General features: G+C 43.4%; 11 protein-coding genes and 1 tRNA gene. 6 read left to right on the forward strand and 6 right to left on the reverse strand.

All coding sequences use genetic code 11. The features are described from left to right. The first annotated feature begins 76 nt into the window (after nucleotides 1-76). A complete protein-coding gene (dapB, locus tag ACK1U4_RS10850) occupies nucleotides 77-877 on the forward strand; it encodes a 4-hydroxy-tetrahydrodipicolinate reductase (protein ID WP_419401725.1) in 801 nt (266 codons plus the stop codon). A gap of 215 nt (nucleotides 878-1,092) precedes the next feature. Here the strand turns inward: dapB and ACK1U4_RS10855 are convergent, their stop codons facing one another. Together ACK1U4_RS10855 and ACK1U4_RS10860 are read right to left on the reverse strand one after the other, a co-directional pair. After that, nucleotides 1,093-1,698, reverse strand: coding sequence for a class I SAM-dependent methyltransferase (locus tag ACK1U4_RS10855; RefSeq protein ID WP_419401724.1), 606 nt, complete (start codon nucleotides 1,696-1,698; stop codon nucleotides 1,093-1,095). Between the two features lie 87 nt (nucleotides 1,699-1,785). Further along, complete coding sequence (locus ACK1U4_RS10860) at nucleotides 1,786-3,663, reverse strand: ABC transporter ATP-binding protein (RefSeq protein WP_419401723.1); 1,878 nt, start codon at nucleotides 3,661-3,663, stop codon at nucleotides 1,786-1,788. Nucleotides 3,664-3,885: 222 nt separating this feature from the next. Between ACK1U4_RS10860 and ACK1U4_RS10865 the strand changes: the two genes are divergently transcribed. Together ACK1U4_RS10865 and ACK1U4_RS10870 are read left to right on the forward strand one after the other, a co-directional pair. Next, the gene (locus tag ACK1U4_RS10865; protein WP_419401722.1) at nucleotides 3,886-4,290 is read left to right on the forward strand and encodes a GNAT family N-acetyltransferase; all 405 of its coding nucleotides are present in this window, start codon (nucleotides 3,886-3,888) and stop codon (nucleotides 4,288-4,290) included. Between the two features lie 133 nt (nucleotides 4,291-4,423). After that, nucleotides 4,424-4,499 (forward strand) — tRNA-Phe (locus tag ACK1U4_RS10870). A gap of 229 nt (nucleotides 4,500-4,728) precedes the next feature. Here ACK1U4_RS10870 and ACK1U4_RS10875 read toward each other — a convergent pair. Both ACK1U4_RS10875 and argH read right to left on the reverse strand, forming a co-directional pair. Next, nucleotides 4,729-5,016, reverse strand: a complete 288-nt coding sequence (locus ACK1U4_RS10875; RefSeq protein ID WP_419401721.1) for an oxidative damage protection protein — start codon at nucleotides 5,014-5,016, stop codon at nucleotides 4,729-4,731. Nucleotides 5,017-5,710: 694 nt separating this feature from the next. Then, nucleotides 5,711-7,084 carry an argininosuccinate lyase gene (gene argH / locus ACK1U4_RS10880; RefSeq protein ID WP_419401741.1) on the reverse strand — a complete coding sequence of 458 codons (1,374 nt, stop codon included), beginning with the start codon at nucleotides 7,082-7,084 and terminating at the stop codon, nucleotides 5,711-5,713. Between the two features lie 124 nt (nucleotides 7,085-7,208). Here argH and ACK1U4_RS10885 point away from each other — a divergent pair, with 124 nt between their 5' ends. The 3 genes from ACK1U4_RS10885 (at nucleotide 7,209) to hemC (ending at nucleotide 10,577) form a co-directional block, all read left to right on the forward strand. Next, nucleotides 7,209-8,393, forward strand: coding sequence for a histidine kinase (locus ACK1U4_RS10885; protein WP_419421671.1), 1,185 nt, complete (start codon nucleotides 7,209-7,211; stop codon nucleotides 8,391-8,393). Nucleotides 8,394-8,717: 324 nt separating this feature from the next. Continuing rightward, on the forward strand, nucleotides 8,718-9,455 hold the full coding sequence (locus tag ACK1U4_RS10890; protein WP_419401719.1) for a LytR/AlgR family response regulator transcription factor: 738 nt from the start codon (nucleotides 8,718-8,720) through the stop codon (nucleotides 9,453-9,455). A gap of 171 nt (nucleotides 9,456-9,626) precedes the next feature. Continuing rightward, on the forward strand, nucleotides 9,627-10,577 hold the full coding sequence (hemC, locus tag ACK1U4_RS10895; RefSeq protein ID WP_419401718.1) for a hydroxymethylbilane synthase: 951 nt from the start codon (nucleotides 9,627-9,629) through the stop codon (nucleotides 10,575-10,577). A 396-nt stretch (nucleotides 10,578-10,973) separates the two neighbouring features. Here hemC and ACK1U4_RS10900 read toward each other — a convergent pair whose 3' ends face one another. Together ACK1U4_RS10900 and ACK1U4_RS10905 are read right to left on the reverse strand one after the other, a co-directional pair. Further along, nucleotides 10,974-12,320 carry a NarK family nitrate/nitrite MFS transporter gene (locus ACK1U4_RS10900; RefSeq protein ID WP_419401717.1) on the reverse strand — a complete coding sequence of 449 codons (1,347 nt, stop codon included), beginning with the start codon at nucleotides 12,318-12,320 and terminating at the stop codon, nucleotides 10,974-10,976. Nucleotides 12,321-12,515: 195 nt separating this feature from the next. After that, the gene (locus tag ACK1U4_RS10905) at nucleotides 12,516-13,754 is read right to left on the reverse strand and encodes an MFS transporter (protein WP_419401740.1); all 1,239 of its coding nucleotides are present in this window, start codon (nucleotides 13,752-13,754) and stop codon (nucleotides 12,516-12,518) included. Between the last annotated feature and the right edge of the window lie 216 nt (nucleotides 13,755-13,970).

Consider the following 13,970-nt stretch of genomic DNA (forward strand, 5'->3'; position numbering starts at 1 on the left):
AATTGTGTGTGTAAGGTTTTTTAATCAGTTAAACTTAGTTACAAACCTTTTTGTGATGATATGTTAGGGAAAAAATATGATAAAAGTCGGTATTATTGGAGCAGGCGGACGTATGGGACGGATGCTGATTCAAGCCGTGGCACAAAACCCAGCCACTATTTTGGCAGGAGCGATTGAACGCACAGGTTCAAGCCTTGTTGGGGTCGATGCAGGCGAACTGGTCAATCTTGATAAAGCCAACGTAGCTTTGGTTGATGATTTGGCACAAGTGATTGATGATATTGAGGTATTGATTGACTTTAGCCTGCCCGAATCCACCACAAAAAATATTATGTTATGTGCCGAAAAAGGCGTCAACATGGTAATTGGGACGACTGGCTTAAATGATGGGCAAAATGCTGTTTTACAACAAGCCAGCAAAAAAATTGCCATCGTCTATGCAGGTAACTATTCAACAGGCGTGAATTTGACCTTAAAACTGCTCGAACTTGCCAGTAAAGCCTTTGGGGATACGGCAGATGTCGAAATCATCGAAGCCCACCATAAACACAAAATTGATGCCCCATCAGGCACAGCCTATATGATGGCAGAAGCAGTGGCAAAGGCTCGTGGGCAAAACCTCAAAGACGTTGCCATTTATGGTCGTGAGGGGCAGACTGGCGAGCGTAAACAAGGTGAAATTGGTATTCATGCGGTGCGTGGCGGTGAGATTGTTGGCGACCATACGGTGATGTTTATTGCCGATGGTGAAATTGTCGAAATCACCCATAAAGCCCGTGAACGTATGACCTTTGCCAGTGGTGCGGTGCGTGCCTCGGTGTGGGTCAATCAGCAAAATCATGGCTTATTTGATATGCAGGATGTATTGGGGCTTTAAGTTGACTAAGCTAGGACTTAAATTTTTGCAACCCATCATCGGTAACATCACCAAGGCAATAGCCTTATTGGGGTTAAGCCTTGTCAGTGTCACCCATGCCAATACAGTCCGAATCAATGGACAACCATTGGCTATGTGAATAATCAATCGCAAACCAATGGCAGTTATGGTAGCCGTAGCCAAAATGTGCAAACGCCGATTCAAATTATGGTGCGTTAATCCTTAACTGCTAAGGTAATGGTATAAGTTTTGCCTTGTTTGATTTTATCCGAATTGCCAAATACTTCGGTAAATGAGCGTTTCATAAAATCACGCAAGCCATTAATCGTCACCACATAAAATCTTGCCCCATTTTCCATCGCATTGTAGGCATCGAGCAAATACAGATAATGCTGTTCTTTACTGGCTTTGGCAGGCAAATTGCTCATCACAAGGCTAAATTTTTTGTCTTTAGCCACATCACGAAAACCATTGGATAGCTGAACGTGGGCGTTGGTTAAGCCATTTTTTTGGCAATTAATTTTAGCATATTCCACTGCCACAAAGTCTTTGTCGATGAGTAAATGCTCACCATTGGGACATTCACGGCTGGCGGTCATACCGAGTACGCCATAGCCACAGCCGAGGTCAATCGAGTTATCATCAGGCTTAAAGTCGATGTAATCGAGTAACATCAAGCTACCGTCATCGAGTTTTTCTGGGGAAAAAATGCCCCAAGTGCTAGTAAATTGAAAAGGTTTACCCAATACGTCTTGGGTAAATTGAATGTCATCACGCCAATGGGTGGATTTTTTGAGTAGGTCGGGGTCGATTTGGTGCATGGTGCAATTCCTAATAAAACAAGGGAAATTTAAACGGTTATGCTAATTGGATATGGCGAAAAGTCAAGTTAATTCGCCATGCCCCTGTTAATCATTATCTTCATCCATTTCCTCTCCCAAAAACCCACCACTTTGACGTTGCCACAAGCGAGCATACACGCCATTTTGTGCCAATAACTGCTCGTGACTGCCTTGCTCCACGATTTGCCCTTTATCCATTACCACTAGTCTATCCATCGAAGCAATGGTCGAAAGCCGATGAGCAATCGCAATCACAGTTTTGTTTGCCATAATATCATTCAAGCTATCGGTAATAGCGTGTTCCACTTCGCTATCCAGTGCCGAAGTCGCTTCGTCCAATAGCAGAATAGGGGCGTTTTTAAGCATCACACGAGCGATGGCGATACGTTGACGCTGTCCGCCCGATAGCTTCACGCCACGCTCACCCACTTGGGTATCTAAGCCTCGGTTACCTTTATCATCAGCAAGCAGTTCAATAAAGTCAAGAGCATGGGCTTGGCGACTGGCTTGCAAAATCTCTGCGTCACTGGCATTGGGGCGACCATAGGCGATATTTTCACGCACGGTGCGGTGCAATAGCGAGGTATCTTGCGTGACCATACCAATTTGCTGACGTAGACTCTCTTGGGTGACATTGGCAATATTTTGCCCATCAATCAAAATCGCCCCACTATCCACATCATAAAACCGCAATAACAAATTGACCAAAGTCGATTTACCTGCCCCAGAGCGTCCGACCAAACCGATTTTTTCACCTGCTTGGATATGTAAATTAAAATTATCCAGCAATTTACGCTCGCCTGCATCAGCGTCTGTCGCACTCACTTTACCATAATTAAAATCAACATTGTCAAACACGATATCGCCTCGGCTCACCACCAATGCCCCTGCATTGGGCTGGTCGATGACGGTATGCGGTTTGGATAAAGTTCGCATCCCATCTTGTACCGTACCGATATTTTCAAATAAACTCGCCGTTTGCCACATAATCCAATGCGTCAACCCATTCAGTCGAATCGCCATCGCTGTGGCGGCCGCAATCGCCCCAACGCTTAGACCTTGATACCCCCACAAATACAGCCCAATCGCCACAGTCGAAGCCACCAACAACACATTGATGGTATGATTGACCACCTCAAGGCGTGACACCCATCGCATTTGGTCATGCACCGTGTCCATAAACTGACCCATCGCATCCTTGGCATAACTCAGCTCACGGCGGGAATGACTAAACAGCTTCACCGTCATAATATTGGCATACGCATCAGTAATCCGTCCTGTCATCAACGCACGAGCGTCCGCTTGGCGACTGGCAGAGGCTTTGAGTTTGGGGATAAAATACGCCACCGTACTGACAAACAGCACCAGCCACAGCACAAACGGCACAAGTAGCCAACTGTCCAAACTGACCAAAATCACCCCACTACTGATAAAATACACCGACACATACACAAACATATCAGCAATCGTCATAATGGTTTCACGCACCGCAAGGGCGGTCTGCATCACCTTAGCGGACACCCGTCCCGAAAACTCATCTTGATAAAACTGCATCGACTGCCCTAGCATTTGCCGATGAAACCGCCACCGCATCTGCATCGGAAACACGCCTTGAAGTGTCTGAAAATGAATCAGCGAGCTTAACGCCACCAACAACGGACTGACCAACAACACCGCCCCCATCATCAGAAGCGTATTGCCTTTTTCTGCCCATAAAGTCGCAGGGGTATAATGCCCCAACCAATCCACAACCTTACCAATCCACGCAAACAGCAACGACTCATACACCCCAATCAAGGCGGTCAACACCATCAACGCCAAAATCCAACCACGCAAACCTTGGGTACACGCCCACAAAAATTTTAAAAAATTATCCGTGGGTAGGGCATAATCATCATGGGGATAAGGGTCAAGACGGCTTTCAAAAAAACGAAAAATTTGCATAAAAGTGCCTAATTCTAATTTGAAATTTTAATTATAAAAACTATAAGATAAATGACGCTATTGTAGCAATTTTAAAGGATTAGGAATGCCAGTGAATTGTAACCATCTGCAGGATATTGGTATGATAAAATAATATCATGCGGTAGGGGCGTAATGCTTACGCCCTATAACACGATATTTTGATTGGATTTAATATTCAAAAACCACCCCACGAGAATCCCCATGCCCCTAGAAAGCACCGCCATTCGCCATTTTGAGCAAAACCCACTTGCCCAAGACGACCCAAAACTGACCCTGCGAATCGAAAAACTCTACGACACCAGCCCAGAATTTACCACAGGAAGCGAAGCCATCGCTTTATTTGAAAAGAGCCTCGCCAAAGGTAACTTGTTATATTTGGGTATGTTTAACGGCAAGCCCATCTGTGCCATTGGCTGTTTTGACGATGGGCAGACTGATACAAAACGCTTGCAATATATTGTGGTACACCCTGCTAACCGAGGGCGAAGCATCTCTGCCAAATTCATCAAACAAGTCACCGACATCGAACGTAAAAAAGGCATTCGTCACTTTATAGCAGGCTGTGGGGCGATTCACCGTGTCCTCGCCATGTATGAATTGTTGTAAAAAACCGCTAAAAACAACTTTTTTCACATTTTTGATAAATAATACTTGACAGGGACGGCGTTTTTTAGTTTAATAACGCCTCATTGATGAGCGATATAAAAATTTAGATTGTATCTAATTTTTATCACCTTATGGCGCGGTAGCTCAGTCGGTAGAGCAACGGATTGAAAATCCGTGTGTCGGCAGTTCGATCCTGCCCCACGCCACCATTCATCAATTTAAAATCATCAACCCCACGCTGAAAAGTTTGGGGTTTTTTGTTGTCAAAGGGTTTTAGGTAAGGACGTAATGTTTACGCCCTGTTTAAAACTTTAAAGATTGGGTGTATGCAATACGCCCCTACAACATTATCAATCTATGACATAACTTTTGATAACGTTGGGTTTCGCACGCTCAACCCAACCTACATTCGATGAAAATGCGTCAGTTCTAAGGCATTTATTTTTGGGCTGTCCAACCTTTTGGGCGTTCGTAGTCGGCATTGTCCAAGAATTTGTTGCGTTGTTCGGTCAAAAACTTTTTGGCTTCTGGGTCTATCATGCTAAGGTGATTTTCGTTAATTAGCATGGTTTGATGTTCGAGCCATTCTTGCCATGCTTTGGCAGATACGGTATTTTGGATTTCCTCGCCCAATTTATTTGGAAACGGTGGTGTTGGTAATTTGGGTAAGTTTTGTTGGTATTTACGACACATGACCATGTGGTCGGCTGGGTTGTAAGTTTGCATGACGGTTTCCTTGATGGTTTTCTTCACAGTAATTTAGGACAAATTATACCAAAAAATGGCGGTTTTTCTTGTATTGAATCGGTCGTTTATGCGTCTTTAATGCGGATGGTCTTGTAACACCTCATGCAAGCCGTGTCATAGGATTATGGATAGCCGATTAGAGGGATTTTTCACCCATTAATAAACGCCCAAATGTTGCCATTTGGACGTTTTCTTGTTGCAATGTGCCGTAGGAAAATAGTTTTAGCTTCGTAAGAGAAAATTCTTTAAATAGAATTTTCTAAGTATGGCTATTTTCGTATTTAACCTCAGTTCGGTGTAAGATTTTACGCAATCATGTGATTTAAAATAAAATATTCTAAAGGTAAGGTGCGTCATACGCACCTATTGAAGATATTGATTTTGAATGGTGCGTAAAACGCACCTTACGAATTTAAACTATTTTAAAAATCATAGGTTTATCAATAATAATGGCGTTTGTTATATCGAACTCAGGTTATTTAAATTGGTGGGTTACGCCAAAAAGACGGCTAACCCACCCTACTTTACTCAACAATAACTCGTAAGCCTATCGCTACTTTATATGTTAATTTAATGCTCAAAATATTTCCATTCTTGGTAGCTTTCTGACATATCAAAAATATCGCCACAAGTGCGAATTAAACCTTTTAACTGTTTGGGTATTTGGCGTTTTTTACCTAAGATGCTCCATACGCTCACGCCCACGCTCAATTGCCATTTTGACTTGATTAGGAGCTGTACCACCAATATGGTTACGAGCATTTAATGAACCTTCAAGGGTCAAATATTCAAACACATCATCACCAATCAGACTGCTAAAGCCCTGCAACTCTGCCAATGATAATTCGCTTAAATCCACGCCTTTCGCCACGCCTAAACCAACTGCTTTACCCACGACTTCATGGGCATCACGGAATGGCAAGCCTTTACGCACCAAGTAATCCGCCAAATCAGTTGCTGTGGCATAGCCTTTCATGGTGGCAGACCGCATAGCGTCTTTGTTTGGCACAAGATTTGGCAACATATCACCAAATGCAAGCAACGAACCAGTCAGCGTATCGACCACATCAAATAGTGGTTCTTTGTCTTCTTGGTTGTCTTTATTGTAGGCAAGTGGTTGGTTTTTCATCAAGGTTAATAGCGTTACCAAATCACCAAACACTCGTGATGCCTTACCACGCACCAACTCTGGCACGTCTGGGTTTTTCTTTTGTGGCATGATGCTTGAGCCAGTGCAGAAGCGGTCAGGCACTTGCACAAAGCCAAATTGAGCCGACATCCACAAGATGATTTCTTCACTCATGCGAGATAGGTGCATCATCAAAATACTGGCGGTACTGGCAAATTCAATGGCAAAATCACGGTCAGACACGGCATCCAGTGAATTTTGACAAATTCCCTCAAAGCCCAAAAGCTGTGCGGTAAATGGACGGTCAATCGGATAGGTCGTCCCTGCCAACGCTGCCGAACCGAGTGGCATTTGATTAATCCGTTTACGTCCATCAAGAAAGCGTTCGCTATCACGCATGAGCATCTCAAACCACGCCATCACATGATGCCCAAAGCTGACAGGCTGTGCGGTCTGTAAATGGGTAAATCCGGGCATGATGGTGTCGGTATGCTGGCTGGCGAGTTCCAGTAAGCCGTTTTGTAGGCGTTTTAGCAAGCCCAAAATAATGTCAGTCTGGTCACGCAAGTATAGACGGATATCAGTCGCAACTTGGTCGTTACGGCTACGCCCTGTATGGAGTTTTTTGCCGACATCACCAATCAGAGCGGTGAGTCGTGATTCAACATTCATATGCACGTCTTCTAACGCCACCGACCAGACAAATTTGCCATCAGCGATTTCTTGTTTGACTTGATTTAGCCCATCCACAATTTGGGTTTTTTCATCTTCGGTCAAAATCCCTGCTTTGGCAAGCATGGTGGCATGGGCGATTGAGCCTGCAATGTCTTGATTGGCAAAGCGTTTGTCAAAATTCACCGAGGCGGTAAATTCTGCAACAAAACTGTCAGTGGCTTCACTAAAACGCCCGCCCCACATACTGGACGAGGTGTTTTGATTTGTTGGTGTGCTAGACGCAGTAGAAGGGCTTGTAGTATGATGGGGAATAATAGATGATTCCATAATAGATTCCTTTGGCTAAGGCTCAGACTTTGAGGTAGCAATGACCGTACCGCATAAAACTCCATTACTACCATTGCCGAAATTTTTAACAAGTAAATTTGACAAACATAGTAACGCAAACCCAAACGCCCCACAACTGATGAATCAACCATTGGGCAAAAAATTCTTTTTACCCACCTTTAATGACCGATATGCGATTTTATTTTGGCTGGGGTTGGTGGTTTTTTATGTGTTTTTATCGGTCGTGCTACAAATTGGACATTTTAACGATATACAAGCAGTATTTAAAGAAATCATCGAAACATTTGTGATGGCAATGTCCGTTGTGGGGAGCATCTTACTGTATGTGCATTTTTCAATTCCCAAATTTGATAGATATAACTATAACAGTGGTCAAATTACCCGTGAGGTGTTATTAGCAGGGCTATTTATTACCCCAATAATGACCTTAGTCGCACGTTGGATATTGCAAGCGACTTTGGACTATGACTTAGCTTTATGGGAGTTGGTTGCTCAAGTGGTGTTGAACACGTTTCTGAGCTTGTTAATGATAGGGTTGCTTAGTGTTTATTTTCGTATTCAGTATAACCACATTGTTAGTGTACAAAGCTTATACCGCCGAAAATTGATTGAGCAGAACGAACAGCTCAAAGCACGTATTACCCCACATTTTTTCTTTAACATGCTCAATACCATGCAGTATTTAGTCGAAGATGACCCCATCGAAGCAGAAAATATGATTCGCTGTGTGTCCGCCCTGTATCGAGCGAGTTTTGAAGAGATTCGAGAGGTGGCATTGTTGGATGAAATTGAATTATGTGAAGATTATTTGACCATCGAAAAATATCGTTTTAGTAATAAACTCAAAATTAGCTGGGTATTGCCTGATGAAGACTTACTGTATGATATGGTCATCGCTTCATTAACGTTACAGCTAGTCATCGAAAAAATGATTGTAAATGTGGTGGAGATGACCACGGAAGCCATCAATCTAAAAATAGCGATTCACTGGGAAAATGACATGGTCGCAATTGATGTGATTACCAGTATTCCTAATAGTAATCTCCAAGTGATTTATGATAATATACAACAAAAGCTGATGTTTAATAATCAGCTAGAGGTGTTACGCCAATTTTATGGTGAAAAATCCAGTATAGGTTATGTTTATACTGAGCAAGGATTGGTCACACAAATTCGCTATCCTCTAAAAGACGTTGCGTTTTAACGTCACCTACAGTGACTTATGTTGATACTGTGTTAAGCTATTTTTTATTTAAGCGATTTTTTTTGTTTTGGCTATATTAATTAGCATAATTTTGAGCCAATATATGCTATATTAGGAATATATCATTGTCACATTAGTGAATGGGTAAAAAATAAGCGGTAGTGTAATAAGTTTTAACGGTGGAATCTTGGCGATAGTCGGTTGTTTTTCCTTTTTTATACCACCCTATTTATGTTAGTCAGCTACTCATCCTTGTGATAGATTGTATTAAGTCTAACTAAAATAAACATAGTAAATGCCTTAATGAAAATAAGGAGAAGTAACATGAGAGTTGTGGTGTGTGACGATGAGCCACTCGCACGTGAACGCTTGACACGCATTGTTCGTGAGGAGGGGCATGAGGTAGTAGCACAAGCAATGACAGGTATCGAAGTCATTGCAAAAGTTAAAGAAACCACGCCAGACGTGGTGTTGCTGGATATCCGTATGCCAGAGATGGACGGTATTCGAGCAGCAAAAGAATTAAACGAACTCAATAACCCCCCTGCCATCATCTTTGTTACAGCTTATGACCACTATGCAATTGCTGCCTTTAAGTCACATGCGATTGGCTATTTGCTCAAACCTGCTAATAAAGAAGAGTTGGTTGAAGCCCTTAATCGTGCCTCAACACTCAACTCTGCCCAGCTCAATGAAATCCGCCGTCTTGAAGACCCCACCGCCCAACCGATGCGTCAGCATATCGCTGCTCGTACCCATCGAGGTGTGGAGCTGATTCCTTTATCGGATATCTACTTCTTTACTGCTGACCAAAAATACGTGCAAGTACGCCATAAAGGCGGTACGGTATTGATTGACGAAACACTCAAAGAGCTTGAGCAAGAATTTGGCGATGCGTTTTTTCGTGTCCATCGTAATGCCTTGATTAATCTTGATTATTTGGAAATGCTTGAAGCCATTGACCAAGGGCAATACCAAGTGCGTTTTAAAGGCTTGAATGATAAATTGGCGGTCAGTCGCCGTCATTTGCCGATGCTTCGAGATAAAATTCAGACCTTATAATCGCTGACAACCTTAATTTGTATTTGATGATATAATGCCTAATAGCTTGCCTGTTAGGCATTTTTTTAATTCAGATTTATCCTTGTAGGGGCGTAATGCTTACGTCCTTACCAAAATTCATGTTATTTGTATTTTATACCACCCTCATTTAACAAGTTGCCCGAGTTTTTTATGCTAACGACCCTTAACATCGCCACACGCCAAAGCCCACTTGCTTTATGGCAAGCCGAATTTATCCAAGCCGAATTACAAACTCTGTATCCACATTTGACCATCAACCTTGTCACCATGGTCACCAAAGGCGATAAAATCCTTGATACCCCACTTGCCAAAATCGGTGGTAAAGGCTTGTTTGTCAAAGAGCTAGAGCAAGCGTTATATGAAAAACGAGCGGATATTGCCGTTCACTCATTAAAAGATGTACCAATGGAATTACCAGAAGGCTTGATGCTAGGGGCATATTGCGAGCGTGAACAGCCGACCGATGCGTTTGTGTCGAACCTTTATGCAAGCCTAGATGAGCTACCACAAGGGGCAAAACTCGGGACATCAAGCCTACGCCGTCAATGCCAAATTCAGCAATACCGCCCAGACCTTGAGATTATCAGCTTGCGTGGTAATGTTGGCACGCGTTTGTCAAAACTCGATGATGGCGAGTACGATGCGATTATTTTGGCGACCAGTGGCTTGATGCGACTGGGGCTGACCGAGCGAATCCGCCATGAACTTGCCACCGATATCAGCCTACCTGCGGTGGGGCAAGGGGCGTTGGCGATTGAGTGCCGTAGTGATGATAGCGAAGTATTGGACTTGCTAAAACCACTAAATCACGAGGTCAGCCGTCTGTGTGTGCTTGCCGAACGTGCGATGAACCGCCACTTACAAGGTGGTTGCCAAGTGCCGATTGCAGGCTTCGCCCAAATTAATGATAGTCAAATTTGGCTACAAGGGCGAGTGGGCAGTGTGGATGGTAAAGTATTACTAAAAGCGGAACATCATAATGCGTTGGTTAATGATGTCGTGGAAAATGCCGAAATTGCCGAAGCGATGGGCATTGTGGTGGCGGAAAGCTTATTAGAACAAGGGGCGGATGAAATTTTGAAAGAGATTTATCAGTCATAGGGCTTATATATTTTTAACGTTAACCTTCGACAGGCTCAAGGCGAACGTTTTTTTCACTTTTGCGTAAATCCTATAATGATAACATTCAATCTTGTTGCGTGGGTTAGCGACAGCGTAACCCACGGACAATCAGATTATAGTGAATTAAATCAAAAATCAGACTGTAAAATTTTGGGCGTATGCAATACGCCCCTACGAAACTGTCTTATTTCTAGTTTAAACAAATCCCCTTCTTGCGGAATATATTCCTCACCTTTTTCAAAGGGGGACTTGCCCACCGTTTTAGTCTAAGTTATGGGGGTATAGCCCCCTCTTTCGTAAAGAGGGGGTTGGGGGAGATTTAAATGATAGAAACATCAATGACTTATAATTTTTCTTAACCCGAACTCAGGTTATTTAGCTTGGGAACTCAGCCCCTTTACGACTATAGTACCACCAAGTCAATACCATACAAATCACATAAAACACAATCAAGGTCACAAATGTGCCATTCGCTCCAAGACCCGAACCAAACATTTTGGGGATAAAGAAACCACCATAGGATGCGAAGGCTGAGGTAAAACCAACTACGGCTGCTGACTCTTTACGAGCATTCAATTGCCAATCTGCACCGCCAAGACGTTCATGGAATGTACGGAAAATCACAGGAATCATACGGAAAGTCGAGCCATTACCAATCCCAGTGGTGATAAATAGCACCATAAAGCACGCAAAATACCCTGCAAAGTTACCTGCTTTTAGGAAATACATCACCGCCATCACTGCCAAAGCCATCACGCCATAATTAATCAAGGTGACTTTTGCACCACCTAATTTATCGGCAAGCCAACCACCAAACGGACGGAATAACGCACCGACCAAAGGCCCTAAGAATGCCAATTTTAGCGGATTGACATCTGGGAAGGATTGTTTAATCAACATCGGAAATGCTGCCGAAAAACCAATAAACGAACCAAAAGTCGCAAGGTACAAGATACACATAATCCAGTTTTGCTGACGACCAAAAATCACTGACTGGTCTTTAAAAGACGCTTTGGCAGACGACAGGTCATTCATGCCAAACCAAGCCGCAAGAGCCGCTATGATAATCAAAGGTACCCACACAAACCCTGCATTTTGTAGATACATGGTCGTGCCTTTGGCAGTGGTTTGGGCATCACCGCCTAACACCCCAAAGATACCCACGCCAATCACCGCAGGGACTAAAAACTGCATGACCGACACGCCCAAATTACCCAAACCAGCGTTTAAGCCCATCGCTGTGCCTTGTTGTGATTTTGGATAAAAGAACGAAATATTGGACATACTAGAGGCAAAGTTCGCCCCACCAAACCCACACAATAAGGCGATGATAGCAAAGGTGGCAAATGGGGTATTTGGGTCTTGCAATGCAAAGCCCATCCAAATGGTTGGAATCAAGAGCGATAAGGTCGCAAGGGTGGTGAGTTTACGTCCGCCAAAAATCGGCACAAGGAACGAATAAAAAATCCGTAAGGTCGCCCCAGACAAGGCAGGCAAGGCAGTTAGCCAAGACAGCTGGGCTTTGTCAAAGTGAAAGCCTGCGTCTGGCATCCGCACCACGACCACCGACCAAATCACCCACACGGCGAACGCCAGTAGTAAGTTGGGAATGGATATCCATAAATTACGTGTGGCGGTCTGTTTACCACCATTTGCCCAAAAAATTTCGTCTTCAGGTCGCCAATCGTCAATACGGCGACCACCTTTTAGTTCGTTGTTCATAAGAGCCTCCAATATGCCCTTGGGGTGCGTTTGATTTGCCTCAAAAGGATTTTTTACCTTGTTAGCATAATGGTTTTTTGAGAAAAAAAATCTTATGCCAAGGGCTAGGTTTTAGGCGGATTATTATCCTTTGGGGGTAGATATGGTTTAAAATAAAAAAACCCACAAGATGAGCTTGTGGGTTTGGTCTATTATTTATGCTTGAGCTTTTTTCACCGCCATTTGTTCTTTATGACCTTTTTCCATCGTTGGACGCACTTCACTCATATAAATCCAAATAAGCGACACCCACACCACACCGAACATAATCATAAATGCCGAGCTACGCACACCTGTGATATCCACCGCCATACCGAACATAATGGGTAGGATAAAGCCACCTAGACCACCGAACAAACCGACCACGCCTGATACCGCTCCCATGTTTTGTTTATAATCATCGGATAAGTATTTGAATACCGAGGCTTTACCAATTGCAAAGGTGATACCGAGGGCAAAAATTAACACGGTGAATAGGGTTGAATTTAGCCCCAAATGGAAGCTTTTATCGCCAGTCACGGTTTGAATCACAAGGTCAGTCTGTGGGTAAGACAACACGAATAGAATCAACATGGATACCCAAAGCACCCACCAAGTCACGGTATGAGCCGAATAACGGTCTGATAACCAACCACCCAACGCACGCAGTACGCCTCCGGGAAGCGAGAAACAGGCTGCCAAAAACGCTGCAGTTTTGAGGTTAAAGCCGTATTCATCGACATAATAGTGGGTCATCCACAACGCCAACGCCACATAGCCACCGAACACAATCGAATAATACTGACTATAACGCCAAACGGCTGGGTCTTTTAGCACGGCTAACTGACTGCCGATACTGGCATTACTGGCGGTGCGGTGTTCTTTATTGTCAAAGGTAAAAAACCAAAAACCAATCGCCGTTACCAACATCATCACCGCATAGACTTTGGGTAGCAACTGCCAACTGCTAATGGCGATGATGCTAGGGGCGATGAGTTTGGTGAGTGCCGAGCCTGCATTCCCTGCACCAAACACACCCATCGCCAAGCCTTGATTTTGGGGTTCAAACCATTTGGCGACATACGCAATCCCCACGGTGAACGAACCGCCTGCCAAACCGACAAATAGACCTAAAATCAAAAAGTGCCAATATTCGGTGGCATACGACAAACAATAAATCGGAATCACAGTCGCTAACATCAAGATAAAAAACACAATTCGACCGCCGAATTTATCGGTCAACAGTCCAATCGGTAAACGCACCAGTGAACCTGTCAATACAGGAATAGCGGTCAATAAGCCAAATTCAGTTTCGCTTAGACCTAACGATTTTTTGAGGGGAATGCCTAATACTGCAAACATCATCCATATCATAAAACACACGGTAAAGGCGATGGTGGATGAGGTCAGTACCATATATTGTTTTGTTTTGAGACTTGCCATGATAATCTCCACTTTGCTATTGCGATGCACGTTGTGGTAAGATGGTTATATTTTAACCAATTTACTAAACGTTACAAACTTGTTATATCATTAATAGAACTATCATAAGCAACTAAGCATAAAATTTGATTGATTTAAATCAATACTTTTTGGGGTGAAAATCTTTACAATACCACTTATTACCTCCAA

Source organism: Moraxella sp. TY6 (assembly GCF_048551375.1).
Lineage (GTDB): Bacteria > Pseudomonadota > Gammaproteobacteria > Pseudomonadales > Moraxellaceae > Faucicola.

Bases quoted from the DNA above. Each gene is read 5' to 3' on its own strand.
- dapB (WP_419401725.1), top strand. From the start codon at position 77: ATGATAAAAGTCGGTATTATTGGAGCAGGCGGACGTATGGGACGGATG.
- ACK1U4_RS10885 (WP_419421671.1), top strand. From the start codon at position 7,209: ATGACCGTACCGCATAAAACTCCATTACTACCATTGCCGAAATTTTTA.
- ACK1U4_RS10890 (WP_419401719.1), top strand. From the start codon at position 8,718: ATGAGAGTTGTGGTGTGTGACGATGAGCCACTCGCACGTGAACGCTTG.
- ACK1U4_RS10905 (WP_419401740.1), bottom strand. From the start codon at position 13,754: ATGGTACTGACCTCATCCACCATCGCCTTTACCGTGTGTTTTATGATA.
- hemC (WP_419401718.1), top strand. From the start codon at position 9,627: ATGCTAACGACCCTTAACATCGCCACACGCCAAAGCCCACTTGCTTTA.
- ACK1U4_RS10875 (WP_419401721.1), bottom strand. From the start codon at position 5,016: ATGCAAACTTACAACCCAGCCGACCACATGGTCATGTGTCGTAAATAC.
- ACK1U4_RS10865 (WP_419401722.1), top strand. From the start codon at position 3,886: ATGCCCCTAGAAAGCACCGCCATTCGCCATTTTGAGCAAAACCCACTT.
- argH (WP_419401741.1), bottom strand. From the start codon at position 7,084: ATGTGGGGCGGGCGTTTTAGTGAAGCCACTGACAGTTTTGTTGCAGAA.
- ACK1U4_RS10900 (WP_419401717.1), bottom strand. From the start codon at position 12,320: ATGAACAACGAACTAAAAGGTGGTCGCCGTATTGACGATTGGCGACCT.
- ACK1U4_RS10855 (WP_419401724.1), bottom strand. From the start codon at position 1,698: ATGCACCAAATCGACCCCGACCTACTCAAAAAATCCACCCATTGGCGT.
- ACK1U4_RS10860 (WP_419401723.1), bottom strand. From the start codon at position 3,663: ATGCAAATTTTTCGTTTTTTTGAAAGCCGTCTTGACCCTTATCCCCAT.